The organism is Pseudoduganella rivuli (assembly GCF_009674485.1).
GTDB lineage: Bacteria > Pseudomonadota > Gammaproteobacteria > Burkholderiales > Burkholderiaceae_D > Rugamonas > Rugamonas rivuli_B.
Map to the genome: position 1 here is coordinate 115,353 of NZ_WKJJ01000002.1, position 23,839 is coordinate 139,191.

Sequence of the window (23,839 nt, forward strand, 5' to 3'; positions counted from 1 at the left end):
CGCCTATGAACATCGCCACCGCTCCAGAAACCGCCGCTGCCGCCAGCGCAGTGCAGCCCTACCTGTCGGTCAACAACGTGGAAGTCATTTACGACCACGTGATCCTCGTGCTGAAAGGCGTTTCGCTGCAAGTCCCGCAAGGGAAGATCGTTGCGCTGCTGGGCGCCAACGGCGCCGGCAAGTCCACCACGCTGAAAACCATTTCCACGCTGCTGCGCGGCGAACGGGGCGACGTCACCAAGGGCGAAGTCACGTTCAAGGGTGAACGGGTCGACCAGCTGACACCCAATGAACTGGTGAAACGGGGCTTGTCGCAAGTGATGGAAGGGCGTCACTGCTTCGGCCACCTGACCATCGAAGAAAACCTGCTGACGGGCGCCTACACGCGCAGCCAGAGCCGCGCGGAATTGCGCGAATCGCTGGACAAGGTGTACCACTACTTCCCCCGCCTGAAAACGCGCCGCACCAGCCAGGCCGGCTACACGTCCGGCGGCGAACAGCAAATGTGCGCGATCGGCCGCGCGCTGATGGCCAAGCCGTCGATGATTTTGCTGGACGAACCATCGATGGGCATCGCGCCGCAAATCGTCGAAGAAATCTTTGGCATCGTGAAGGACTTGAATACCAAGGAAAACGTGTCGTTCCTGCTGGCCGAACAAAACACCATGGTGGCGCTGCGCTACGCGGACTTCGGCTACATCCTGGAAAACGGTCGCGTGGTGATGGAAGGCGCGGCGTCCGACCTGGCCAGCAATGAAGACGTCAAGGAGTTTTACCTGGGCATGTCCGGCGCCGGCCGCAAGAGCTTCCGCGACATGAAGTTTTACCGCCGCCGCAAACGCTGGCTGGCTTGACGAGGGCACGCATGAATATCGAGAAAGCCAAGGAATTTTGCCGCAGCCTGCCGGGCGCCACGGAAGATATCAAATGGGGCGCGGACCTGGTGTTTTCAGTCGGTGAAAAGATGTTCGCGGTGACGGGAGATTGCGTCGCCGCCGGGGGCATCAGCTTCAAAGTCGACGATGACCGCTTTCTCGAACTGACTGACCGCCAGGGCATCATTCCCGCGCCGTACCTGGCGCGCGCCAAGTGGGTCAAGATCGAAGATTTGAAAGCAGTCAGCGACGCGGAGGCGTCGGAACTATTAAAGCGTTCGTACGAACTGGTGTTCGGCAAACTGACCAAAAAACTGCAGCGGGAAATCAAGGATGCGTGACATGAGCGACACCCATATCGGCAGCACCCTGGACACGCTGGACAGCCTGGAAACGCGCGATCCGGAACAGCGCGAAGGCGAATTGCTGGCGCGTCTGCCAGGCCTGGTGGCGCGCGCGCAAAGCGCTTCCGGCTGGAGCCGTATCCTGCACGGCATCGACCCGCGCGATATCCACAGCCGCAAGGCGCTGGCCGCGCTGCCCGTGACGCGCAAGTCCGACCTGAAGGCATTGCAGCAGCAGGAACGTCCGTTCGGCGGCCTGAACGCCACCGCGGTCGGCCAGCTGAAGCGCGTCTACATGTCGCCCGGCCCCATTTTCGATCCGGAAGGCGTGGGCCCCGACTGGTGGCGTTTTTCGCGTCCCCTGTACGCGGCCGGCGTGCGCGCCGGCGGCTTGTTGCAAAACTGCTTCGCGTACCACTTCACGCCGGCCGCCTTCATGGTGGAAAGCGGCGCCGCGCATTTGGGCTGCCCCGTGATCCCGGCTGGCAGCGGCCAGACGGAACAGCAGGTGCAAGCCATGACATTGCTGCGGCCGGACACCTATGTCGGCACGCCATCGTTCCTGAAAATCATTATTGAAAAAGCGCGCGACATGGGCGCCGATATCTCGTGCCTGAAACATGCGCTGGTCAGCGCGGAAGCGCTGCCGGAATCACTGCGGCGCTGGCTGATCGACCATGGCGTGCCCAGCGTGCTGCAAGCCTATGCGTCGGCCGATGCGGGCAGCATGGCGTATGAGACCAGTACCGATGGCGTGGTGCATCCCGGCATGGTGCTCGATGAAGACGTCTTGCTGGAAATCGTCCGTCCCGGCAGCGGCGAGCCGGTGGCGCCCGGCGAAGTGGGCGAAGTGGTGGTCACCGTGTTCAATCCGGATTACCCGCTGATCCGCTTCGGCACCGGCGACTTGTCGGCCGTGCTGGCGGATGCGGGGCCATCGCCGTGCGGCCGCACCAATGTGCGCATGCGCGGCTGGATGGGCCGCGCCGACCAGACCACCAAGGTGCGCGCCATGTTCGTGCATCCGGCCCAGGTCAATGAAATCGCGCGCCGCCACCCGGAAATTTTGAAAGCGCGCCTGGTGGTATCGGGCCGCGTCTCCAACGACGTCATGACCCTGCATTGCGAAGTCGACAATCCGGGTACCGCTTATGCGCCGCCCATCATAGAGACTATACGGGACCTGACCAAGCTGCGGGGCGAGGTGCAATTCGCGGTTCGCGGCAGTTTGCCGAACGATGGCAAGGTGATCGACGACGTACGCGACTATTCGTGATTTCTGTGGCTTTCATCCAACGTGGGAGCAGGCTGGCGGGATATGGCGGATAATAATGCCTTCCTACCAGCTGTCATAACACATAAAAATCATGCAAGACTTCCACCACAACCGCGCACGCGCCCTCCTCGAAACTGCGGAAGAAATCTTTGACAAAGCCACTGTCGATGCGTCCGTGACGCGTATGGCGGATGAGCTGAATGCCCGCTTCAACAGCCCGGACAACCAGGAATTCCCGCTGGTGCTGGGCGTGATGGGCGGCGCCGTGGTGTTCACCGGTAACCTGTTGCCGCAACTGACCTTCCCGCTGGAATTCGACTATATCCACGTCAGCCGCTACGGCGACGAAGACAAGGGCGGCCAGGTGGTGTGGAAAGTCATTCCCCGCTCGAACGTGGCCGGCCGTACCGTCATCGTGCTGGACGACATCCTGGACGAAGGCGAAACCCTGGCCCACGTCAAGGAACGCCTGCTGGACATGGGCGCATCGGAAGTCATCCTGGCCGTGTTCGCGGACAAGGCCATCGGCAAGACCAAACCGGTCAAGCCGGACCTGGTCGGCATCACGATCCCGAACCGCTTCGTGGTCGGCTTCGGCATGGATGCGTATGGCTACTGGCGCAATTTGCCAGGGCTGTGGGCCATCAAGACCGAAGACAGCAAGTAAGTCATCACCAACCTATTCCCCCGCTGACGGGATTTCTCGTCAGCAATTTCTCTTTGACTGTACCCAATCCGGGTACTAAGATGCCCATTATGGGTATCTTTGCGGACGTACTGTTTTCCAAGACACAGCAACGTGTGCTGGCCATCCTGTATGGTCAGCCATACCGTTCCTTTTACGCCAATGAAATCATTTCCCTGGCCGCCTGCGGTTCCGGCGCGGTGCAGCGCGAACTGGCCAGCCTGGAACAATCCGGCCTGCTGCATGCCTGGCGTTCAGGCAATCAAAAACACTACCAGGTCAACCACGAGGCGCCAATCTTCGAGGAATTGCACGGCATCGTCGTGAAAACCTTCGGTACGGGCGAAGCCATCAAGGCGGCGCTGGCGCCGGTGCTGGACCAGATGCAAGCCGTGTTTATCCATGGCGACGCGGTGGAAGGCACCGTGCATGGCGGCGGCACCATCGAACTGGTGGCCGTGGCGCCGGAAGCGCTGCACGCGCAATTGAAGGAAGTGCTGGCGACATTGCCGCCGATGCTGGGACGCGATATCGCGCCCGTGTGCTATACGGCCGACACGTTCTGGATGCAGTGGCGGGCCAATGACGTCGCGCTGAAGAGCGTGATGGAAAAAACCAAGATTTTCATCAAGGGCGCCGACGCCGACCTGGCGAAACTGGCCGGCGCGGGATCGTAAATCAACCGTCGTTCAATAAATAACCGTCTTCGATCCGCGCACTGCATGCGCGCACCAGTTGCTTGACGGTCCACTGCGCCACCTCTTCCGGCGACTTGCCCAGGTACCGCTGCGATGCGGCGACAATAATCGGCAGCGATGCAAACAGCGCCGGCACGTCGTCCACCTTCATCCGCTGTTTTTCCAGCAGCAGGAATTTCAACAGCACCTTCACCGCGTATTCCGCATTGCGCGCCGGATTCCCCGACAGGAAATCGAGTCGCGTGCGGGCCCGCTTCAGCGCCTGCGCCACGTCCGTGAACACGGCGCCATGCCCCGGCACCACCACGCGCGCGTCGAGCGATGCGATCAAGTCCAGGGTCGCGCGTTCTTCCGCGAAGCCGGATTCGCCATCGAGTTCCGGGAAGATCACGCCAAAGCCGTTTTGCCACAGCGCGTCGGCGGAAATCAGGATCCCTTCCTGTGCGCAGAACAGCATCAGCGAATGCGCATCGTGGCCGGGTGCGCCCAGCACGTCCCACGCCATGTCCGCCATCGTCAGCTTGTCGCCCGGCGACAGCGTGCCGTCAAATGAAAAACGGGGGCAAGTCTGTCCGGTGGCCTTGAAACTCAGCTTGTCTTCATCCCAGTGCCGCACGTTGCCCGCTTCCGATACGGGAATATGCGTGGCGCTGCCGAAATGCGCCTGCAGGATCGCGTTGCCGCCGCAATGGTCGGAGTGCAGGTGCGTGTTGACGATGCGGTCCAGGCGGCGGCCGTGCAGCGCGTGGCGCACCAGCGCCAGCGTTTGCTGTTCGTGCAGCACGTAGCCGGTATCGACAAGGGTCGCATCGTGGCGGCCCAGCATCAGGACATTGTTCGACGAGAGCCAGCCTCGCTCAAACACATGGATGTTGTCGTGCAAAACCGTCATGGCGTCATCCGAAGTCGATCAATTCTTCGCGGCGGCGGATTTCTTCCCACACGGCCCGCTTGAATTGGTCATCGGCGCGCGACCACGCGACGATTTCATCGATGGTACGCAAACAGCCTTCGCAAAAACCGGTGTCCCGGTTCATTTTGCACAGGCTGACGCAGGGGGAAGGCACCGTGGCGCCAGCCAGCGGCGCCGCGCTTGGGATTTCAGTGCTCATTGCGAGAATTTCAATAAAGAGTGCAACATTTTACCGCGCCGGGCTTCCCGGCAGTATGCAGCGGCCTGGAGCGATGCTTCTATCGCCGTCCAGGCGGGTACGCCGGCGGCTCCTATTTCTGTGGCCACCTTACCGCAAAGTGCACGATTGTGCTTGAAATCCGATATTTCACCCCTATACTACCATCCATGTGGATGGTTTATGGATGGTAAAGGACAAGATATGGCAGTGCACGAACTCAAACCCAAGAACACGGATTCGGAAAAAATCACGATCAACCTCGGCCCGGTCGACCTCGGCCAGATCGATTTGCTGGTGCAGGAAGGCTTTTATGCCAACCGCACCGACTTGATCCGTACCGCCATCCGCAACCAGCTGGCCCAGCACGGCGAGGCGATACGGCAAACCGTTGCCCGCAAAAGCCTGGTGCTGGGCATGCAACATTACAGCCGCGCCGACCTGGAAGCGGTGCAAGCTGCCGGCGAGCGCCTGCAAATCCAGGTACTCGGCCTGGCCAGCATTGCCCCCGACGTGCCGGCCGAACTGGCGCTGGCAACCATAGAATCCATTACGGTGTTAGGCGCGCTGCATGCCAGCGCCGCCGTCAGGAGCGCCCTTGCAGGGCGCATCCATTAAGGAGAATTCCCATGAAATTGAATCAGGCACTATTGAACAAGCTGCAGGATGCGACCCGGCAATTGCTGGCCGATGGCCCCATGGCCGCCACCGCCACCATCCAGCAAGCGCTGGGCGGGCTACCGGGTGCAGCAACGGCGCCAGCGCCGATGCGCGACTTGAATCCCGCACCGCCCGCGCACCCCGCGCGCCGCAGCGGCCCATCGACCGCCGCGGACACCATCGACACGGTCGACACCGCATCCGGCCCAGCACCCACCGGCTCGGCTGATGCCACTGGCGCGAGTGGCTCCACAGGTCCCACTGGTTCCACTGGTTCCACTGGTTCCACCGGTTTCAGCGGCTTCACCGGTTCCAATGGTTCCGCGGGAACCGCCGGTTTTGCCGCCCATGGCGCCGACGCCGGCCCCGCGGGCGCCCGCTGGCACAGGGCATCGCATGCCAAGGCGAGCCCAGCTGCCGGCATGCCCGGCGCGCAAACCCTGGTCAGCGAGCTGCTGGCCAAACTTGGCGCTCTATCACCCGACGGCAAGATTCCGATGCCCGACATCGACTTGCCGGGCATGCGCAAGCCGCGCCCGCCACGCCCGCTGCCGCCCGGAGCCCAATTTATCGAAGGCACGTTCCGTGGCGAAACCGGCTCCCGCCAATACAAGCTGTACATCCCCGCCAGCTACCATGGCCAACCGGTGCCGCTCGTGGTGATGTTGCACGGCTGCACGCAGGACCCGGACGACTTCGCGGCCGGCACCCGCATGAACGAACTGGCTGAAGAGCAAGGTTGCCTGATCGTCTACCCGGCGCAATCGCAGCAAGCCAATCAGCAGCGGTGCTGGAACTGGTTCAATGCGCTGGACCAGCAACGCGGCCAGGGCGAACCGGCCATCATTGCCGGCATCGCCCAGCAAGTGGCAACGCAATACGCGGTCGATCGAGGCCAGGTGTACGTGGCGGGCATGTCGGCCGGCGGCGCCATGGCGGTCATCGTCGGCACGCTGTATCCGGACGTGTTTGCGGCAGTCGGCGTGCATTCCGGCTTGCCGTACGCATCGGCCCGCGACTTGCCGTCCGCGCTGCAAGCCATGAAACAGGGCGCGGCCGCCGGCAACGCCAACAACAACACCAGCCGGCCCATCATCGTGTTCCACGGCGACCGCGACCACACCGTGCACCCGCGCAACGGTGAACAAGTCATCGCCCAGCAATTGCACCGCCATCGCGGCGCCCAGGCCGAGCGTGACCGGGGCAGCGTGGCGGACGGGCACCACTACACGCGCACCACGCACCGCCATGCGGACGGCACCCCGCTGGGCGAGCACTGGGTGGTGCATGGCGCCGGCCACGCGTGGTCCGGCGGCAGTGCGGATGGCAGCTACACCGATGCGCGCGGGCCTGACGCCAGCCGCGAAATGATGCGATTCTTTAACACGGTGCGCGCACAGGGGTAGTGGTGAATACCGCCGTGTGTGCGCCAGCATACACATGCACGGTGGTTTCGCTTTTATACTGGCACTGACAGCAGATGGCGATCACGCCACGCGGAGAGTAACGGAGACATCCACTCATACGCTGGAGGAAGCCATGAAGCCCGACCATGATTTGTTTGAGCACCTACGTAACGCCACCCGCCAGTTCCTGGCCGCGCTGTTTCCCCTTCCTGCCCCCAAACCAGGCCATTTCCTGCAAGGCGAATTCGCCAACCATGCCGGCGCCCGCAGTTACAAGCTGTATGTGCCGGGCTGTTACCGGGGCCAGTCGCTGCCGCTGGTGGTGATGCTGCACGGCTGCACGCAAGACCCGGACGATTTCGCCACCGGCACCCGCATGAATGCGCTGGCCGAGGAAACCCGCTGCTTCGTCGTCTATCCGGCCCAGTCGGCGGACGCCAACCAGCACCGCTGCTGGAACTGGTTCAATGCACTGGACCAGCAGCGCGGCCAGGGCGAACCGTCGATCATTGCCGGCATCGCCAGCGAAGTCATGAGCCGCTACAACATCCGGCGCAACGAAGTGTATGTGGCGGGATTGTCGGCCGGCGGCGCCATGGCCGCCATTGTCGGCGCGCTGTATCCGGACCTATTCTGCGCGGTCGGCGTGCATTCCGGCCTGCCGTTCGCTTCCGCGCGCGATTTGCCGTCCGCGCTGTCGGCCATGCGGAGGGGCATGCAGGCCGAACCCATCGCGGGCGGCGGCCTGCCCATCATCGTGTTCCACGGCGACCAGGACAGCACGGTCCATCCGCGCAATGGCGAACAAGTGATGATCCAGAAGCTGCACGGCCACGGCGTGCTGGAAAACGCCGCCATCGACACCGGTAGCGTGCCGGACGGCCACCACTACACGCGCACCATCCACCGCCGCAGCAACGGCAAGCCGCTGGGCGAGCACTGGCTGGTGCACGGGGCCGGGCATGCATGGAGCGGAGGTAGCGCCGATGGGAGCTACACGGATGCGAAGGGGCCGGATGCCAGCCGGGAGATGCTGCGGTTTTTTAAAACGTGCGTCACTCCGTAGGGCGGTTTTGCCGCAGGCAAAGCCGCCATGCATGCAAGCCGGTACGGCTTGTGCTGGCGGCGACGCACGGCGGCTTCCGCTTCGCGAAACCCGCCCTACCGATTCAGCCGTGCCACCTCAAGGCTGTCATCGCGCGGCATCTGTCCCCGGAACACCCATTTCATCGCCAGCACCGCCAGCGCCAGCCCCAGGGTAATGGCGTTGGCGATGATGACGGGCCATGCCTGCAGCAGCACGCCATAGGTGAGCCACAGGATGATGCCGACCGACAGCACGATATACATGATGGTGGACACGCCTTCCGCGCTGCGGCGGCGCCACACCAGCCATACCTGCGGCACGAACGCGATCGTCGTGCAAAACGCAGCAACATAGCCCAGCACATCAACCCAGTACGGCAGCGGCATGGGCGGCATCAGGCATCCTTGGTGAACAGTTCGATCCGCTCGCGCTTCTTGTCCATGTCGTGGTCCGTATCGGCATAGCGCTGCGCGATTTCCACGAATTGCTTCTGGATGTCGAGGAAGGCATCGGTGACGTCCGGATCGAAGTGCTTGCCGCGTCCTTCCGCGATGATGGCGACCGCCTGCTCGTGCGTCATGCCGTCCTTGTACACGCGGCGGCTGATCAACGCGTCATACACGTCGGCCAGCGCCATCAGGCGCGCGGAAATCGGAATCGCATCGCCCGCCAGCCCTTCCGGGTAACCGCTGCCATCCCACTTCTCCTGGTGGCCATAGGCGATTTCCTTCGCATACTTGAGGAAGTCCACTTCGATGCCCAGTTCGCGCTCTGCCGAAATAATCGCGTCGCGCCCCAGCGTGGTGTGGGTCTTCATGATTTCCATCTCATCCGGCGTGAACCGTCCCGGCTTCAGCAGGATGCGGTCCGGTATGCCCACCTTGCCGATATCGTGCAGCGGCGCGGACTTGAACAGCAGTTCGATGGTCGCGTCGTCGAGGAAATCCGAAAAACGGGGATGGTGGCGCAAGCGCTCGGCCAGCGCCTTCACGTACCACGACGTGCGGCGGATATGGTTGCCGGTTTCGTTGTCGCGGGTTTCCGCCAGCGACGCCATGGTGTGGATCGCCACGTCCTGCAGGGCCGCCACTTCCTGCGTACGGCGTTTGACTTCCGCATCGAGGAACGTGTTCTGGTCGCGCAGGAAATCGTGCACCCGCTTCATCGCCAACTGGGTCTTGATGCGGGCCAGCACGATGGGCGCCGACACGGGCTTGGTGATGTAATCGGCCGCCCCCAGCGACAAACCCATTTGCTCGTCCGTGATTTCACTCATGGCCGTCACAAAAATGACGGGGATGTCGCGCGTGGCGGCGGTGGCCTTCAACTGCCGGCAAACGTCATAGCCGCTCATGCCCGGCATCATGATATCGAGCAGGATCAGGTCCGGCTTGCTGTCGCCGTTGGCGATTTTCAGCGCCCGCTCGCCGTTGACAGCAATCTTGGTACGGTAATCCTGCTCGAGGATGGCGCACAGCAGGTCGATATTGTCCGGCGTGTCGTCCACCACCAGGATCGTGGGTTTGGCTTGTGTGGTTGTCATGGTGGCTGAAATTACAAGGTTACCTGCAGCGCGCCCGCCGCTTCATGCAGCTGCGCCAGCGCGCCTTCGAAATCATACTGCGCAATCTGCCTTCTGAGTTGGCGGCCGTGCTCGCCCTGCCCCGCCGCCTGCAATTGCGCCTCCAGGCCCTCCGCCAGCCGCGCCGCCTGCGCATCGTCCTGCGCCAGCAGCGCCGCCATTTCACGCATGGCCGCCAGCAGCGCTTCCGGGTCGGCGCCGGCTTCCGGCGCCGCCGTCGGCATTGCGGCAGGACGGCGCGTATCCAGCGCCAGCAGGATCACGCCCACCACTTCCTGCAACTCCAGGGTCAGCCCCGCCATGGCGTCATCGCGGCCCTCCACCGTGCCGTGCGCCAGCATGTGTTCCAGCCGCCCCGCGCTGTCGGCCACGCCGGACGCGCCGATATTGCCGGCCAGTCCCTTGATGGTGTGGGCTTCGCGCGTGGCGGCCGCCAGGTCATTGTTTTCAATCGCGTCGCCGATGCGCTGCACGACGTCGATCTGCGTTTCCGCGAAACGCGCCAGCAGCTTGCGCATCAGCTTGACGTTGCCGCCCACGCGCTGCAGCGCCGCTTCCATTTTCAACCCCGGGATCATGGGCAGGGTTTCTTCCGGCTGCGCCACCGCCGCCACATCCACCTGCTGCGGATTTTTCACCTTGACCCAGCGCGCCAGCGTGGCGAACAAATGCGCCACGTCGAACGGCTTGGCAATGAAGTCATTCATGCCGGCCGCCAGGCATTTTTCCTTGTCGCCCACCATGGCGTTGGCCGTCATGGCAATCACGGGCAATTCCGCATAGCGGGGGTTTTCCCGCAGCTTGCGGGTCGCGTCATAGCCATCCATGACGGGCATCTGACAATCCATCAGCACGCCGTCGTAATCGTTGACGGCGATTTTCGCCAGCGCCATCGCGCCATTGCTGGCCACGTCCACGCGCACGCCCGCGTCGCCCAGGATTTGCTGCGCGACTTCCTGGTTGATTTCATTGTCTTCCACCAGCAACAGCCATGCGCCGCGCACGGATGCCGCCGCCGACTGGTAATCCGCCGCCCGGCGCGAACGGCGGCATTCCGCGAAGCCTTTGCCATACACGGACGACACCGCGTCCAGCAACGTCGAGGCGCTGACCGGCTTGTTCAACAAGCCGTCGAGCTTGATATCGCGCGCCTCGTCGAGCAGCACGTCGCGGTTGTAGGCGGTCACCATGATGGCGCGCGGTGGATCGAACCCGGTTTCTTCGGCCTGCGCGCGCAGCGCCTGCACCAGTTCAACACCGCTCATGCCCGGCATTTGCCAGTCCACCAGCGCCAGGCCGAACGGCTTGCCTTCGGCGCGCGCCTGCGCCACCATCTGCAGCGCCCTGGCGCCGCTGTCGGCGGCCGCCGCGTCGAACTTCATCGATTGCAGCATGCCGAGGAAAATTTCACGGGCCGTCGCGTTATCGTCCACCACCAGCACGCGCACGCCCGACACTTCCGCGTCCGGCGTCATCTCGAATTGTGGCTCGGTGGCCAGGCCGAATTTCGCCGTGAACCAGAACGTGCTGCCCACACCCGCCTCGCTTTCCAGCCCGATTTCGCCATCCATCATTTCCACCAGCCGCTTGCTGATCGTCAGCCCCAGGCCGGTGCCGCCATGGTGGCGCGTGGTCGACGTATCGGCCTGCGTGAAGGCCTGGAACAGCTTGCTGCGCTGGGCCGGCGTCAGGCCCACGCCCGTGTCGCGCACATCGACCCGCAGCCGCACACCATCCTCCCGCTGTTCCAGCAAGCGGATGGTAACGACGATTTCGCCCTTTTCCGTAAACTTGATGGCGTTATTGGTCAGGTTGATCAGCACCTGGCCGAAGCGCAGCGGATCGCCCACCAGCGCGGCCGGCACGTCGGCGCCGATGTCGAACAACAGTTCCAGCCCCTTGTCCTGCGCGCGCATCACGGACAGGTCGGCAATCTGCGCCATCACGTCTTCGAGGAAAAAGTCGATGCGCTCGAAATTCATCTTGCCCGCTTCGATCTTGGAAAAGTCCAGGATGTCGTTGATGATGCCCAGCAGGTGGCGCGCGGCCGATTCCACTTTCTCCAGGTAGTTACGCTGCTTCGGCGTCAAATCCGTTTGCAGGGCCAGGTGCGTCATGCCGATGATGCCGTTCATCGGTGTGCGGATTTCATGGCTCATGTTGGCCAAAAAGTCCGACTTGGCCTTGGTCGCATCTTCCGCCACTTCCACCGCGTGCCGCAATTGCTGTTCCGCCGCCAGGGCGACCGTCATGTGCTTCAGCGCGCGCAGCAATTCGCCGGTCTCGTCTTTCGACGTGGCTTCGATTTCCATGCTCAAGTCGCCCTGCGCCACCCGCGTGGCAATGGCGATGGCTTCGTCCAGCGGCCGCGTGATCGAGCGGGCCGAATAGGCAAAGCCCACGGCCACCAGCACCGCGGCCAGCCCGAACAGGGACATGGCCATCAGCGACGAATTGATGTCGGCCTGGGCGCGGGATGCGCTGGCCATCACCTGGTTTTGCTGGACCTGGTCCAGTTCATGGATCACGCCCAGCAGGCGGCTCAGCGCGGGCAGCGCCTGCTGGTTCATGCTTTCTTCCGCCGCGTCCCGCTCTTCCGCTTCCACCAGGTCGGCCACGGCAATGAACGACTCGTAGTAATCGGCGCGCGCCTGCTTGATCTTCTCGATCAGCACTTTGGCTTCCGGCGTCGCGTCCAGCTCGGCCAGCCGCGCCAGTTCGCGGTCGATATTGAGCTTGATGGCGTCGATGCGCGCATAGCTGTCGATGCGGTGTTCCAGTTTTTTCTGGATGATCAGCGTAACAATGCGGGTGGCCGCTTCGCGCGATTGCGTATCGATACTGTTGACGGCCGCCGCCGCGGCCCAGTCCATGCTGAGGATATGGTCGGTCTCGGCGCGGATCGAATAAATGCGGGAGACGCCGACCAGGATCACGCCCATCATCAGCAAGATCAGGATGGCGTAGCCGACGGTGATGCGGACACTGATGCGGATGTCCTGGAAACGCATGGTCATTGCTGCGTGTCCGTTGCGGCTGCGCGGCGCTGCGCCTCCCGCTGCTCGATATGGAGCTTCAGGCATGCGGGGCACCAGCAGGTCACGTCGGTGTCGGTGGAGGGTACGGGAACGGCGGGTGGCATGGCCGTGCACCAGCACGGGCCGCCATCGCCGCCGTCAACCATGGCGCAGTTGAAATCCGCGCCACAGCGCTTGCAAGTGCTCATTATTTATCTCCGTCGTCGCCGCCCAGCGGGAAGTTGCGCATGGCGCGGCGCAGGGTATCCATCTGGCCATTGAAGCGGGTGCAGGCGCCGCACACCATCAGGTGCAGGCGCATGCGGGTGCGTTCGACCAGGGTCAGGTCGCGGTCCATTCCTTCGGACACCAGGCGGTGGATTTCGCGGCAAGTAGGTTTCAGTTTTTCCATGATCTGCCTGTCAGGATCGGGCGCCGAACCAGTTCAAGTCCAGGCATTCACGCAGCCGCAAGCGCGCCCGGTACAGCAGCACCCATGCATTAGACGACGTGATCGCCAGTTCCTTACAGATTTCTTCCGTCTCCAGTTCCAGCCACTCGCGCATCATGAAAATGCGGGCGGCCTGGGCCGGCAGCTTTTCCAGGCAGGTTTCCAGCACACGAAAGAAGTCTTTTTGTTCCAGCGTGCGGTCCGGATCGCCCCACTGGCGCGGCATGTCGACCGTATGGCCGTCGGCGCGGAACAACGCATCGATGGCGTCATCCTCGCTCTGGTCTTCGGCGCATTCGATCGGCCGCTCGCGGGTGGCGGCGCGCAGGCTGTCGATGATCTTGTATTTGAGGATGCCGGTCACGTAGGTGCGCAGCGACGACTGGCCCTGGAAGCGGTCCGGTTGCTCCAGCACGGCGATCAGCGCGTCTTGCACGGCATCTTCCGCCAGCGATTCGTTTCTCAGTTGCAACAATGCGAACCGGACAAGCTGGGGCCGCATGGTTTCCAGTTGCCGGTGCAGGTGGTCAGGGTCGCTCATAGGCAGCCAGCCTATCGGAAGGGATCGGAATTGACAATCGGCAAAAGCCCCTATAATGCGAAGTTGGCTGTAAAATCGCGCTCAAACGCACCTGCACACATACTTTACCGGAATTGCCATGACGTCTCTCTCCAATCTGACCCTGGACGTGCCCGCCAGCGACTTGACTAAGGTTTCACCGCAGATCAAGGCGCAAATCCTGGCCGAAGCGCTGCCATATATCCGCAACTTCCATGGCAAGACCATCGTCATCAAATACGGTGGCAATGCGATGACCGACGAGCGCCTGAAACACGGTTTCGCGCGCGACGTGATCCTGCTGAAACTGGTGGGCATGAATCCGGTGGTGGTGCACGGCGGCGGTCCGCAAATCGATAACGCGCTGAAAAAAATCGGCAAACAGGGCACGTTCGTGCAAGGCATGCGCATCACCGACGAAGAAACCATGGAAGTGGTGGAGTGGGTGCTGGGCGGCGAAGTGCAGCAGGATATCGTCATGCTGATCAACCACTACGGCGGCCAGGCGGTCGGCTTGACGGGTAAAGATGGCGGCTTGATCCGCGCCCGCAAGATGGCCATGCCGGACCGGGAAAATCCCGGCCAGTTCCTCGACATCGGTTTCGTCGGTGAAATCGACGCGATCAACCCGGCTGTCGTGAAAGCGCTGCAGGACGACGCCTTTATTCCCATCATTTCGCCGATCGGTTTCGGCCAGGATGGCCAGGCTTACAACATCAACGCCGACGTGGTGGCGGGCAAGATCGCGGAAATCCTGAAAGCGGAAAAGCTGATCATGATGACCAACATCGCCGGTGTGCAAGACAAGAGCGGCAACCTGGTGACCGACCTGTCCGCCCGCGAAATCGATGAAATGTTCGCTGACGGCACGATTTCCGGCGGCATGCTGCCAAAAATCTCGTCCGCGCTGGACGCCGCCAAGTCGGGCGTGAACACGGTGCACATCATCGACGGCCGCATCGAGCATTCTTTGTTGCTGGAAGTCTTGACGGAACAGGCTTTTGGCACTATGATCCGGTCTCACTAAAAATTTGGCGGCAAAGAAGTGTTTGCCGCTGAATGTGAATGCCCTTGTAGCTCAGTGGTAGAGCACTCCCTTGGTAAGGGAGAGGCCACGTGTTCAATCCACGTCAAGGGCACCACTCCCCTCCCGCAGTTCCTGTCGTTGCCGCAGCAAATTCCCTGATTCAATCAATTCGTCAATAAATTCGTTGCACGCTGATGCCGCGCTTGCGCAGCAATTCCGGCACACTGCCTTTGCCGACCAGGTGCAGCACGCCAATGGCCGCAAAACTGCGCCGTTCGCGCGCCAGCAGGCTGGCAATGCCCGCCGCCAGCCCCGGATTGCGCTGGTCCAGCAGCACGTGCTGCACGAACTTGCCGGAAAACGTATCGTCTTCTTCCGCCTTGCGGGCAATCGCATCGAGACCCTCTTGGTCCGCCTGGCGCCACGCATTGACAATATCGCGCGCCTGTTTCGCCTGCTCCTCATCTTCGATGGCGGCAATGCCTTCTTCCAGGAAGCGCGCCTGTTCCGCATTGCTCATGCGGTTGAACAGCATCATTTGGCCCGCCACGGATTCCAGTTCCATTACGCGCACCTGGCGCTCCCGGGCCTGGCGCGACAGCCACGCATCGACAGCCAGCGCGGGATCGTAGCCCAGCGCGACAAATTCGCTGATGGTCAGCAGGCTGGCCACCATCCATGGTTTCATGGGCGCCACCGTGTCCGGCGAAATCGCATAGCGGCGCAGCAATTGCTGCAAGCGGGGACGGTACGCCGGGGATAATTCTTCCGATACGGCGCCGCGGCCATTGCGGGCCATGCCATGGTCGCGCACGGCGCGGGCAATGGCCGCCTGGTCGCCCAGCGGATCGATTTCCAGCGCCAGCACGGACGCTTGCTGCAATGCTTCCGTCACGCGCGGTTCCAGCGGATAAAAATCCTTGGCGCCCACGTGGATGGTGCCAAACAGGTAGGCTGTATGGCCGCCCTGTTCCAGTTTGAACAATGCACCACGGTTGGGGATATTGGCGGCGGCAGTGGGTTCAGCGGCTTGGGCCGGTATGCCGAACCACAGGAACAGGCTGCAAAATAAAACTATAATCTGGCGTTGCATGATTTCCCCTCATCTGTCGTGAATATACCCCGTTCCTCCCCGGTCTGGCTGTTTGATCTGGACAATACGCTGCACAATGCATCGCACGCGATCTTCCCGGCCATCACCGCCAACATGAATGCCTATATCGCCCGCGTGCTGGGCGGCAATGGCGAGCCGGCCGGCCTGGACGCCGTCAATGCGGCGCGCACGCTGTACTGGCGGCGCTATGGCGCCACCATGCTGGGACTGGTGAAACACCACGGCGTGGATTCGGCCCATTTCCTGCGGGTCACGCACGACTTCCCCGAACTGGCTTCCATGGTGCGGGCGGAAAAGGGCCTGGGCCAGCTGTTGCGCACCCTGCCCGGCCGCAAGGTGTTGCTGACCAATGCGCCGCAGCGCTACGCGCGCGACGTATTGCGCATCCTCGGCATCGACCGCGCGTTTTCGCACCACATCGCCATCGAGCACATGCGCATCCACCGCCAGTTGCGGCCCAAGCCATCGCGCCTGATGCTGCGCAACGTGATGAAAAAGCAAAAGGCCGCGCCAGGCCGCTGCATCCTGGTGGAAGACACGCTGGCCAACCTGCGCGCCGCGCGGGGCCTGGGCATGCGCACCGCATGGGTCACGCAATACCTGAAAATGGCGGACCCGATCGGCATGGCGCATGTGCCGGAGCGGTATTTCCGGCCCCAGTGGGTCGATGTCAAAGTAAAATCTGTCCGGCACTTGCCGGCGCGCGTCTCCCACCTGGTGCGCCAGCGCTAATAATTTTTCGATCACTTTTACTTCCCTATCATGGCAAGCACACCGCCCGGCCAGCGCAGGCAGCAAATCCTCGTCGCATTGGCAGAAATGCTGGAACAACCCAAAGGCGAGAAAATCACCACGGCGGCGCTGGCGCGCAAGCTGGAATTTTCCGAAGCGGCGCTGTACCGCCATTTCGCCAGCAAAGCGCAAATGTTCGAAGGGTTGATCGATTTCATTGAAACCAGCGTTTTTGGCGTGATCAACCAGATCATGGAAAAACAGGCCAGCGGCGTGGGGCAGGTGCGCGACATCGTCGGCATGCTGCTGCAATTCTCGGCCAGCAATCCGGGCATGACCCGCGTGCTCACGGGCGATGCGCTGGTGGGCGAAGACGAGCGCCTGCAACAGCGCATGAACCAGCTGCACGAGCGCATCGAACTGGCGCTGCGCCAGGCCTTGCGCCTGGCCACGACGGAAGGCTATGGCCACGATGAAGACATCGGCGCCCGCGCGTGCGTGCTGCTGGCCTACGTGGTCGGCCGCTGGCACCGCTATGCCAAGAGCGGCTTCAAACTCGATCCGTCGCAGGACATGGCGCTGCACATCGCCCTGTTGTTATGAACCACGAAGTCTTCGCATTGCTGGACGACGCCAGCCCGGACGGCCTGGCGCAAGCCCGTTCGCGCCTGTACACGGGCCACGTGGCGACGTTGCGCTGCGATGGCCATGGCGGCCTGCCCGCATGGCGCGCCGTGCTGGCGCAGATGGAATCGCACCTGGCGCAAGGCCATCACGCCGTCACCCTGTGCGCGTATGAACTGGGCGCGCACATCCTCGGCCTGCCGCCCCATCCCGCCACGGACGCCGGCGCCCCCACGGCGCGCGTGCTGATTTTCCGCCACTGCGCTTTGCTGTCCCAGGAGGACGTGGCGGCATGGCTGGCCACACGCGCCGGGGAACAACCTGCCGGTATTGCGGGCATTACCGGCAATGTCGACGAAATGCAATTCACGGACGCGATCAACCGCATCCGCGCCTACATTGCGGCAGGCGATACCTACCAGGTCAACTATACGTACCGACTGCGCTTCGACGCCTACGGTTCCATTGCAGCCCTGTACCAGCGCCTGCGCGCGCGCCAGCCGGTGCCGTATGGCGCGCTGATTGCGCCCGATGACGGCACGGCGGTGCTGTCGCTGTCGCCGGAATTGTTCGTCCGCCATGCCGATGGCGAATTGACGGCGCGTCCCATGAAGGGCACGGCGCCAGCCGCCGACGACGAGGCGGAAAACGCGCGCCGCGCCGCCGCCCTGGCGCAAGACCCCAAGAACCGCGCGGAAAACCTGATGATCGTCGACTTGCTGCGCAACGATATCGGCCGCATCGCGCAAACCGGCACCGTGAAGGTGCCCGCGCTGTTCGACGTGCGCCGCTACAGCAGCGTGCTGCAAATGACGTCCACCGTGCAGGCGCAATTGCGGCCGGATGCCGCCTTGGGCGATATTTTCGACGCGCTGTACCCGTGCGGCTCCATCACGGGCGCCCCCAAGCGCCGCACGATGGAAATCATCGCGGAACTGGAACCGGCGCCGCGCGGGCTGTACACGGGCGCGATCGGCTGGTTCGAACCGCCACCCGCCGGCCACAAGGTAGGCCCGTTCTGCATGTCGGTGCCGATCCGCACCTTGTCGCTGCAAGCGCCGGTACAAGGCTTACGCCGGGGCGAACTGGGTGTGGGCGCGGGCATCGTCTACGACAGCGATCCTGCCGACGAATATGCCGAGTGCCAACTCAAGGCGCGCTTCCTGACGGGTCTCGCCAACACATTCGACTTGTTTGAAACCATGTACGCCACGCGCGAAGACGGCGTGCGCCACCTGGACCGCCACCTGGCGCGCCTGGCCGCGTCGGCCCGGTATTTCGGCCGAGGCTGGGATGAAGCGGCCGCCCGTGCGCTGGTACAAGCAACCTGCGCCGCCTTCCCGGACGCCACGCCGATGCGCCTGCGGCTGGCGCTGGACGCCGCCGGCGCGCTGTCGGTCCAGCACGGCGTGCTCACCCCGCTGGAAAGCCCGGTGCGCGTGCTGCTGGCGCCGGAAGCGACCAGCGCTGCCGACCTGTTCCTGCGCCACAAAAGCAGCGTCAGGGCCCGCTATGACGCCGCCTGGCGCACCGCCGAAGCGCAGGGCGCGTTCGACATGCTGTTTTTCAATGAACGGGATGAATTGACGGAAGGTGGCCGCAGCAATGTGTTCGTGCAACTGGATGGCCGCTGGCTGACCCCTCCGCTGGCGTGCGGCTTGCTGCCCGGAATCATGCGCGGCGTGTTGCTGGACGATCCCGCCTGGCGTGCGACCGAAGCCGTCATCACCCGCGCCATGCTGGCCAGGGCCGATGCGATTGTCCTGTGCAACGCGCTGCGCGGCGCCTTGCCCGCCACCTTGCTCCCCCCACTGGCCACCCCGCCCGCGCCCTGACTTCCACGCCGCTAGCAATGCGGCATTGTTACCACCTTTGCGTAGCAGCAATGGCATACAATGCAAGAGTCTTACGCAGCAGGAGTCCGCCATGGACCAGCCAGCACGATGGAAGCAAGCAATCCTGTGCGCAGGCTGGCTTTGCTGCGCGCCGTCCGCCATGGCGGCACAGGAAATCACGTGGTACCTGTATGACCTGCCGCCGCTGGTGATCACCGACGGCCCGCACAAGGGCACGGGCTTCATGGAACTGGCGCTGCACCAGCAACTGATTCCCGCACTGCCCGATTACAAGCATAAAGTCGTGGTGGCGCCGATCCAGCGCATCGCCCTGATGCTGAAATCCGATCCCCAGGCATGCAATCCCGGCTTGATCCGCAATGCGGAGCGGGAACAATTCATGACGTTTTCCACGCCAACCTTGGCGGCCTTGCCTGCTGGCATGTTTATTCGGCGGGGCGACGCCGCCCGCGTGGCCCCCTATGTCAATGCCAAGGGCAAGATCGTCCTGGACAAGTTATTGACCGATAACAAATTCAACCTCGGCATCGATTCCGCCCGCAGTTATGGCGGCCCGGTCGACGCCGTGCTGAAGCCCTACCGCGACAAACCCCAGCTGTTTTCCCCCAGCATTCCCGACGCGTCGCGCAACCTGACGCAAATGGTGATCGCCAAACGCATCGACGGCATGCTGGGCCAGCCGTTCGAAGTGCCGTATTACCTGGGTGGCCGGACCGTGGACGACGTCAAGGCGCTGGCGTTTTATGCGCTGGAAGAACAGGCCGACGTGGTGCTCAACCACGTGGCTTGCGCCAACAGCGAACAGGGCCAGGCCGTGATCCACAAACTCAACGCGGTATTGGCAAAACCCGGCATGCGCGAAGCGCTGGCCGCGCATTACGCCGCATGGCTGGACGACGATGCGCGCAGGTTGGCCGACGCCATGCGCCGCCATACTTTCGCAGTGAAACCTTGATGAACAGGGCACACGCCACTGCCGCCTACCTGAACCGCCTGCACGTACGGCAGGCCGCCCGGGTGCTGGCGGTGGCGCTGGCGCTGGGCGCACTGTTTTCCACCATCCAGATCGCCATCGATTTGCACAACGAGCGGCAAAACGTGCGCGCCACCATCCTGCAAGTACTGAACAGCCTGAGCCGTCCCGCCGGCCAGGCGGCGTTCAGCGTCAGTCCCTACCTGGCGGAAGGCGTAGTGGACAGCTTGCTGAAGTACCAGCCTATCCATACCGCCACGTTGTCCACGGAAACCGGCGCCGTGCTGGCGCAGCGTTCCCGCCCGCTGGCCCCGGACCGCACGGCGTGGCTGGCGGACTGGCTGACGCGGGGTGAACGCGAATTCAAGTTGCCGCTGTACACCCCCAACCTGAACGAGCCGGTGGGCTACGTCACAGTCCAGGTCGACGCCAGCGTGCTGGCGTCCGGCGTGCTGGCCCGGGCGGGATTGACCGTGCTGTTCGACCTGCTGAAAAACACGGGACTGGCGCTGGCCGTGACCGTGGTGTTTTATTACACCTTGTCGCGCCCGCTGACGGCGTTATCGCGGGCGCTGGCGCAAGCGCAACAGTTGCGCACCGCCACCAGCCTGCACGTGCAACTGGGCCGCCATGCGGACGAGGAAATGCACAACTTGCTGGCAGCCGCCAACCGCTTCCTGGAAAACCAGGTGGCGGCGCGCACCGACGCCTTGCGCCAGCAAAATGAGCAATTGCAGCGGCTGAATGCGGAAGTGCAGGCGGCGCGGGCCGAAGCGGAAAGCGCGACACAGGCAAAAAGCCGGTTCCTCGCCAACATGAGCCACGAACTGCGCACGCCGCTCAACGCCATCCTCGGCTATGCGCAAATCCTCGACCGCGACGGCGGCCTGTCGGAGCGGCAATTGCGCGGCATCACCACGATCGAGCGCAGCGGTTCGCACTTGCTGGCGCTGATCAATGACGTGCTGGACTTGTCCCGCATCGAAGCAGCGAAATTCACGCTGGAACCGCAAGCGATGGCGCTGGCGGCCTTTATCGACGGCATCGGCGACATCGTCCGCGTCAAGGCGGAGGAAAAGCTGCTGCGCTTTTTCTGCACGCTGGAACCGGGCTTGCCCGCCGCCGTGCTGTGCGATGAAAAACGCTTGCGCCAAGTGCTGCTGAACTTGCTGGGCAATGCCATCAAATTCACGCAGGCCGGCCATGTCAGCCTGCGCGTGCAACACCGTCCCCATGACGTCCCTGGTGAAGCGCGGTTACGCTTCACCGTGCATGACAGCGGTGTTGGCATGACGGCGGAAGAATTGACCCGCATTTTCCAGCCATTCGAACAGGCCGGCGACATGGGGCGGCGCGCCAACGGCACGGGGCTGGGGCTGGCCATCAGCGCGCAGATCGTGGCGCTGATGGGCGGCCATATCGACGTGCAAAGCTCACCGCGCGAAGGCAGCCGCTTCTGGTTCGAACTGGTGCTGCCGCTGGCGTCCAGCCCCGCCGCCACGCGCATGGCGCCCGTCATCGCGGGGTATGAAGGCGCGCGCCGCAGCGTGCTCGTGATCGATGACCAGGAGGGCAACCGCGCCATGCTGGCGGACTTGCTGGAAGGGCTGGGCTTCATCACGTGGGAAGCCATCGATGGCCAGTCCGGCCTGGACAGCATGCGGCGCGACTTGCCGGACCTGGTGATTACCGACATCGCCATGCCGGGTATCGATGGCATGGAATTGATGCGCATCGTACGGGCCGATGCCGCCTTGCGCCATGTCCCCATCATTGCCGTCTCCGCCAGCATTTCCATGGCGGGCGAAGCGGCCAGCCTGGAGGCGGGCGCCAATGCCTTCCTGCCCAAGCCCATCGACCAGCCGGCCTTGCTGGAGCGCATCGGCGCCTGCCTGCGGCTGCGCTGGACCACCGCCATGGCCGCCACACCACCCGAACCGCCGACCGACGCACCGATGCTGGCGCCGCCGCCGGCCGACATCGAACAGTTGTATGCTCTGGCCATGACGGGCAATATGCGCAGCATCCACCGCTTCGCCACGGAACTGGCAACCCGCGACGCCCGCTACCGGCCGTTTGCCACGCGCCTGCAAGCGCTGGCGGACGGCTACCAGTCACGCGCCATCCTGGCGCTGGCGCAACACCACCTGGGCCTGCCGTCATGACGACTGTGCAAAAAACCGTGCTGATCATCGACGATACGCCCGCCAACTTGGGCGTGCTGGTCGATTACCTGGAACAACACGATTTATGCGTGGTGGTGGCGCAGGATGGCGAAGAAGGCTTGATGCGGGCGCAATTCCTGCATCCGGACTTGATCTTGCTGGACGTCATGATGCCCGTGCTGGATGGGCTGGAAACGTGCCGCCGCCTGAAAGACGATGCCCGCACCCATGACATTCCCGTGATCTTCATGACGGCGCTGGGCGAAACACGGGACAAGGCAGCCGGCTTCCAGGCCGGCGGTGTCGATTACATCACCAAGCCCTTCCAGGCGGAAGAAGTGCTGATGCGGCTGACCACGCACTTGAACCTGTACCACACGACGCGGCAATTGCAGAAAACCGTGGCGCAGTTGAACCAGGCCCATGCGGAACTGGTGCGCAGTGAAACACTGGCCGCCTTGGGCGCGATGGTGGCCGGCATTGCCCACGAACTCAATACGCCGATCGGCAACGGTTTGCTGATCGCCAGTACGCTGACGGATTTAAGCCGCAGCATGACGCGGGATTTGAAGGATGGCAAAGGATTGACGCGCTCGGCGCTGGAAAAATACCTGAACGAAGCCAACGAGGTTGGCGACATCCTGCAACGCAACCTGGAACGCGCAGGCAGCCTGATCAACAGTTTCAAGCAAGTGGCGGTCGACCGCACCAGCGCCCAGCGCCGCAAATTCCGGCTGGCGGACGTGGTGACGGAAACCGTGCTGTTGCTGTCGCCCACGCTGAAAACCACGCCGTACGAAGTCATGCACGGCATCGACCATGCGATTGAGCTGGACAGTTTCCCCGGCCCGCTGGGACAAATCATCACCAACCTGATCAACAACGCCGTGCTGCACGGCTTTGAAGGGCGCAGCCATGGCTGCATCCACATCAGCGCGGACATCGCGCCATCGGGCTTGCTGGAATTGACGATCGCCGATGACGGCGTGGGGATACCGGAAGCGCATCTGCAACGGATTTTCGATCCGTTTTTCACGACCAAGATGGGCGCCGGGGGCAGCGGCCTGGGCCTATATGTCTGCTACAACATTGCCACCACGGTGTTGAACGGGCAGATCCAGGTCAGCAGCGCGCCCGGCGAGGGCACGCGCTTCCTGCTGACCTTGCCATTGAAGGTTTAAATCATTTCTGGATGATCATGTCGAAGCCGCCCCAGAACATGCGCTTGCCATCGAACGGCAATTTCTTCGGATCCATCATTTCCGCGAGGCGCGGGTCTTTCATGACTTTTTCGTTGACTTCATCGCGTTTCGCGCGCGATTCATAAACGATCCACGCAAAGATCACGGTTTCATTGTCTTCCAGCTTGACCGCTTGCGGGAAGGACGTGTGTTCGCCCGGTTTCACATCTTCCGCAATGCATTCGCGGTACTCGAGCGCCCCATGTTCGCGCCACACATCGGCGCACCGACTGGCCATCTTTTTGTATTCCTCGATATTGGCTTTCGGCACCGGCAATACAAATCCATCGACATACGGCATGGCAATCTCCATGTTTCAAGTTGGTGGACTTGCAAG

25 protein-coding genes and 1 tRNA gene are annotated in these 23,839 nt (G+C 63.0%); 16 read left to right on the forward strand and 10 right to left on the reverse strand.

All coding sequences use genetic code 11. The features are described 5' to 3' along the window. The first annotated feature begins 5 nt into the window (after positions 1–5). The 5 genes from GJ700_RS03210 to GJ700_RS03230 all read left to right on the forward strand — a co-directional run bounded on the left by GJ700_RS03210 (position 6) and on the right by GJ700_RS03230 (position 3,857). The gene (locus tag GJ700_RS03210; RefSeq protein WP_154371219.1) at positions 6–854 is read left to right on the forward strand and encodes an ABC transporter ATP-binding protein; all 849 of its coding nucleotides are present in this window, start codon (positions 6–8) and stop codon (positions 852–854) included. Positions 855–865: 11 nt separating this feature from the next. Further along, positions 866–1,216 (forward strand): MmcQ/YjbR family DNA-binding protein, encoded by a 351-nt coding sequence (locus tag GJ700_RS03215; protein WP_154371220.1) that lies wholly within the window; start codon positions 866–868, stop codon positions 1,214–1,216. A 1-nt stretch (position 1,217) separates the two neighbouring features. Next, complete coding sequence (locus GJ700_RS03220; RefSeq protein WP_154371221.1) at positions 1,218–2,495, forward strand: phenylacetate--CoA ligase family protein; 1,278 nt, start codon at positions 1,218–1,220, stop codon at positions 2,493–2,495. Positions 2,496–2,586: 91 nt separating this feature from the next. Then, a complete protein-coding gene (locus GJ700_RS03225) occupies positions 2,587–3,162 on the forward strand; it encodes a hypoxanthine-guanine phosphoribosyltransferase (RefSeq protein WP_154371222.1) in 576 nt (191 codons plus the stop codon). Positions 3,163–3,251: 89 nt separating this feature from the next. Beyond that, entirely contained in the window at positions 3,252–3,857 is a 606-nt protein-coding gene (locus tag GJ700_RS03230; RefSeq protein ID WP_154371223.1) for a helix-turn-helix domain-containing protein, read from the forward strand. 1 nt (position 3,858) lies between these two features. Here the strand turns inward: GJ700_RS03230 and GJ700_RS03235 are convergent, their stop codons facing one another. Both GJ700_RS03235 and GJ700_RS03240 read right to left on the reverse strand, forming a co-directional pair. Continuing rightward, a complete protein-coding gene (locus GJ700_RS03235) occupies positions 3,859–4,770 on the reverse strand; it encodes an MBL fold metallo-hydrolase (protein WP_154371224.1) in 912 nt (303 codons plus the stop codon). A gap of 4 nt (positions 4,771–4,774) precedes the next feature. Continuing rightward, positions 4,775–4,990 (reverse strand): DUF1289 domain-containing protein, encoded by a 216-nt coding sequence (locus tag GJ700_RS03240; RefSeq protein WP_154371225.1) that lies wholly within the window; start codon positions 4,988–4,990, stop codon positions 4,775–4,777. Positions 4,991–5,212: 222 nt separating this feature from the next. Between GJ700_RS03240 and GJ700_RS03245 the strand changes: the two genes are divergently transcribed. The 3 genes from GJ700_RS03245 (at position 5,213) to GJ700_RS03255 (ending at position 8,140) form a co-directional block, all read left to right on the forward strand. Then, the gene (locus GJ700_RS03245) at positions 5,213–5,626 is read left to right on the forward strand and encodes a ribbon-helix-helix domain-containing protein (RefSeq protein WP_154371226.1); all 414 of its coding nucleotides are present in this window, start codon (positions 5,213–5,215) and stop codon (positions 5,624–5,626) included. A gap of 11 nt (positions 5,627–5,637) precedes the next feature. Beyond that, positions 5,638–7,074 carry an extracellular catalytic domain type 1 short-chain-length polyhydroxyalkanoate depolymerase gene (locus GJ700_RS36035; protein WP_229506776.1) on the forward strand — a complete coding sequence of 479 codons (1,437 nt, stop codon included), beginning with the start codon at positions 5,638–5,640 and terminating at the stop codon, positions 7,072–7,074. Between the two features lie 133 nt (positions 7,075–7,207). After that, a complete protein-coding gene (locus tag GJ700_RS03255; protein WP_308700645.1) occupies positions 7,208–8,140 on the forward strand; it encodes an extracellular catalytic domain type 1 short-chain-length polyhydroxyalkanoate depolymerase in 933 nt (310 codons plus the stop codon). Positions 8,141–8,235: 95 nt separating this feature from the next. Here the strand turns inward: GJ700_RS03255 and GJ700_RS03260 are convergent, their stop codons facing one another. From GJ700_RS03260 to GJ700_RS03285, 6 genes are read right to left on the reverse strand one after another with little or no spacing between them, the layout of a single operon-like run. Further along, complete coding sequence (locus GJ700_RS03260; RefSeq protein ID WP_308700646.1) at positions 8,236–8,556, reverse strand: SemiSWEET family sugar transporter; 321 nt, start codon at positions 8,554–8,556, stop codon at positions 8,236–8,238. Next, positions 8,556–9,704 (reverse strand): response regulator, encoded by a 1,149-nt coding sequence (locus tag GJ700_RS03265; protein ID WP_154371228.1) that lies wholly within the window; start codon positions 9,702–9,704, stop codon positions 8,556–8,558. Before GJ700_RS03265 ends, GJ700_RS03260 begins: the two co-directional genes overlap by 1 nt. A gap of 11 nt (positions 9,705–9,715) precedes the next feature. Next, positions 9,716–12,760, reverse strand: a complete 3,045-nt coding sequence (locus tag GJ700_RS03270) for a response regulator (protein WP_229506777.1) — start codon at positions 12,758–12,760, stop codon at positions 9,716–9,718. Then, a complete protein-coding gene (locus tag GJ700_RS03275) occupies positions 12,757–12,969 on the reverse strand; it encodes a cysteine-rich CWC family protein (RefSeq protein ID WP_154371229.1) in 213 nt (70 codons plus the stop codon). The genes GJ700_RS03270 and GJ700_RS03275 overlap by 4 nt, the downstream gene beginning before the upstream one ends. Beyond that, positions 12,969–13,172: a zf-HC2 domain-containing protein gene (locus tag GJ700_RS03280; protein WP_154371230.1), complete on the reverse strand. Its 204-nt coding sequence runs from the start codon at positions 13,170–13,172 to the stop codon at positions 12,969–12,971. The genes GJ700_RS03275 and GJ700_RS03280 overlap by 1 nt, the downstream gene beginning before the upstream one ends. A 10-nt stretch (positions 13,173–13,182) precedes the next feature. Beyond that, positions 13,183–13,752, reverse strand: coding sequence for a sigma-70 family RNA polymerase sigma factor (locus GJ700_RS03285; RefSeq protein WP_154371231.1), 570 nt, complete (start codon positions 13,750–13,752; stop codon positions 13,183–13,185). Between the two features lie 118 nt (positions 13,753–13,870). Between GJ700_RS03285 and argB the strand changes: the two genes are divergently transcribed. Together argB and GJ700_RS03295 are read left to right on the forward strand one after the other, a co-directional pair. Continuing rightward, the gene (gene argB / locus GJ700_RS03290) at positions 13,871–14,797 is read left to right on the forward strand and encodes an acetylglutamate kinase (RefSeq protein WP_154371232.1); all 927 of its coding nucleotides are present in this window, start codon (positions 13,871–13,873) and stop codon (positions 14,795–14,797) included. A 40-nt stretch (positions 14,798–14,837) separates the two neighbouring features. Next, positions 14,838–14,912 (forward strand) — tRNA-Thr (locus GJ700_RS03295). Between the two features lie 57 nt (positions 14,913–14,969). On the opposite strand, the gene GJ700_RS03300 is transcribed toward GJ700_RS03295, so the two are convergent. After that, complete coding sequence (locus GJ700_RS03300; RefSeq protein ID WP_154371233.1) at positions 14,970–15,890, reverse strand: TraB/GumN family protein; 921 nt, start codon at positions 15,888–15,890, stop codon at positions 14,970–14,972. Between the two features lie 18 nt (positions 15,891–15,908). On the opposite strand from GJ700_RS03300, the gene GJ700_RS03305 reads away from it, so the two are divergent. From GJ700_RS03305 to GJ700_RS03330, 6 genes are all read left to right on the forward strand, one after another. After that, positions 15,909–16,643: a pyrimidine 5'-nucleotidase gene (locus GJ700_RS03305; protein ID WP_371867806.1), complete on the forward strand. Its 735-nt coding sequence runs from the start codon at positions 15,909–15,911 to the stop codon at positions 16,641–16,643. A gap of 30 nt (positions 16,644–16,673) precedes the next feature. After that, a complete protein-coding gene (slmA, locus tag GJ700_RS03310; RefSeq protein WP_154371234.1) occupies positions 16,674–17,246 on the forward strand; it encodes a nucleoid occlusion factor SlmA in 573 nt (190 codons plus the stop codon). Continuing rightward, the gene (gene pabB, locus GJ700_RS03315; protein ID WP_154371235.1) at positions 17,243–19,102 is read left to right on the forward strand and encodes an aminodeoxychorismate synthase component I; all 1,860 of its coding nucleotides are present in this window, start codon (positions 17,243–17,245) and stop codon (positions 19,100–19,102) included. Before slmA ends, pabB begins: the two co-directional genes overlap by 4 nt. Positions 19,103–19,193: 91 nt before the next feature. After that, positions 19,194–20,078: a TIGR02285 family protein gene (locus GJ700_RS03320; protein ID WP_195763765.1), complete on the forward strand. Its 885-nt coding sequence runs from the start codon at positions 19,194–19,196 to the stop codon at positions 20,076–20,078. Continuing rightward, on the forward strand, positions 20,078–22,261 hold the full coding sequence (locus tag GJ700_RS03325) for an ATP-binding protein (protein ID WP_195763766.1): 2,184 nt from the start codon (positions 20,078–20,080) through the stop codon (positions 22,259–22,261). Before GJ700_RS03320 ends, GJ700_RS03325 begins: the two co-directional genes overlap by 1 nt. Continuing rightward, positions 22,258–23,442 (forward strand): sensor histidine kinase, encoded by a 1,185-nt coding sequence (locus GJ700_RS03330; protein ID WP_154371238.1) that lies wholly within the window; start codon positions 22,258–22,260, stop codon positions 23,440–23,442. Before GJ700_RS03325 ends, GJ700_RS03330 begins: the two co-directional genes overlap by 4 nt. Position 23,443: 1 nt before the next feature. Here the strand turns inward: GJ700_RS03330 and GJ700_RS03335 are convergent, their stop codons facing one another. After that, on the reverse strand, positions 23,444–23,803 hold the full coding sequence (locus GJ700_RS03335; RefSeq protein WP_154371239.1) for a DUF1428 domain-containing protein: 360 nt from the start codon (positions 23,801–23,803) through the stop codon (positions 23,444–23,446). Positions 23,804–23,839 lie beyond the last annotated feature (36 nt).

Bases quoted from the DNA above. Each gene is read 5' to 3' on its own strand.
- GJ700_RS03210 (WP_154371219.1), top strand. From the start codon at position 6: ATGAACATCGCCACCGCTCCAGAAACCGCCGCTGCCGCCAGCGCAGTG.
- GJ700_RS03215 (WP_154371220.1), top strand. From the start codon at position 866: ATGAATATCGAGAAAGCCAAGGAATTTTGCCGCAGCCTGCCGGGCGCC.
- GJ700_RS03220 (WP_154371221.1), top strand. From the start codon at position 1,218: ATGAGCGACACCCATATCGGCAGCACCCTGGACACGCTGGACAGCCTG.
- GJ700_RS03225 (WP_154371222.1), top strand. From the start codon at position 2,587: ATGCAAGACTTCCACCACAACCGCGCACGCGCCCTCCTCGAAACTGCG.
- GJ700_RS03230 (WP_154371223.1), top strand. From the start codon at position 3,252: ATGGGTATCTTTGCGGACGTACTGTTTTCCAAGACACAGCAACGTGTG.
- GJ700_RS03235 (WP_154371224.1), bottom strand. From the start codon at position 4,770: ATGACGGTTTTGCACGACAACATCCATGTGTTTGAGCGAGGCTGGCTC.
- GJ700_RS03240 (WP_154371225.1), bottom strand. From the start codon at position 4,990: ATGAGCACTGAAATCCCAAGCGCGGCGCCGCTGGCTGGCGCCACGGTG.
- GJ700_RS03245 (WP_154371226.1), top strand. From the start codon at position 5,213: ATGGCAGTGCACGAACTCAAACCCAAGAACACGGATTCGGAAAAAATC.
- GJ700_RS36035 (WP_229506776.1), top strand. From the start codon at position 5,638: ATGAAATTGAATCAGGCACTATTGAACAAGCTGCAGGATGCGACCCGG.
- GJ700_RS03255 (WP_308700645.1), top strand. From the start codon at position 7,208: ATGAAGCCCGACCATGATTTGTTTGAGCACCTACGTAACGCCACCCGC.
- GJ700_RS03260 (WP_308700646.1), bottom strand. From the start codon at position 8,556: ATGCCGCCCATGCCGCTGCCGTACTGGGTTGATGTGCTGGGCTATGTT.
- GJ700_RS03265 (WP_154371228.1), bottom strand. From the start codon at position 9,704: ATGACAACCACACAAGCCAAACCCACGATCCTGGTGGTGGACGACACG.
- GJ700_RS03270 (WP_229506777.1), bottom strand. From the start codon at position 12,760: ATGACCATGCGTTTCCAGGACATCCGCATCAGTGTCCGCATCACCGTC.
- GJ700_RS03275 (WP_154371229.1), bottom strand. From the start codon at position 12,969: ATGAGCACTTGCAAGCGCTGTGGCGCGGATTTCAACTGCGCCATGGTT.
- GJ700_RS03280 (WP_154371230.1), bottom strand. From the start codon at position 13,172: ATGGAAAAACTGAAACCTACTTGCCGCGAAATCCACCGCCTGGTGTCC.
- GJ700_RS03285 (WP_154371231.1), bottom strand. From the start codon at position 13,752: ATGAGCGACCCTGACCACCTGCACCGGCAACTGGAAACCATGCGGCCC.
- argB (WP_154371232.1), top strand. From the start codon at position 13,871: ATGACGTCTCTCTCCAATCTGACCCTGGACGTGCCCGCCAGCGACTTG.
- GJ700_RS03300 (WP_154371233.1), bottom strand. From the start codon at position 15,890: ATGCAACGCCAGATTATAGTTTTATTTTGCAGCCTGTTCCTGTGGTTC.
- slmA (WP_154371234.1), top strand. From the start codon at position 16,674: ATGGCAAGCACACCGCCCGGCCAGCGCAGGCAGCAAATCCTCGTCGCA.
- pabB (WP_154371235.1), top strand. From the start codon at position 17,243: ATGAACCACGAAGTCTTCGCATTGCTGGACGACGCCAGCCCGGACGGC.
- GJ700_RS03320 (WP_195763765.1), top strand. From the start codon at position 19,194: ATGGACCAGCCAGCACGATGGAAGCAAGCAATCCTGTGCGCAGGCTGG.
- GJ700_RS03325 (WP_195763766.1), top strand. From the start codon at position 20,078: ATGAACAGGGCACACGCCACTGCCGCCTACCTGAACCGCCTGCACGTA.
- GJ700_RS03330 (WP_154371238.1), top strand. From the start codon at position 22,258: ATGACGACTGTGCAAAAAACCGTGCTGATCATCGACGATACGCCCGCC.
- GJ700_RS03335 (WP_154371239.1), bottom strand. From the start codon at position 23,803: ATGCCGTATGTCGATGGATTTGTATTGCCGGTGCCGAAAGCCAATATC.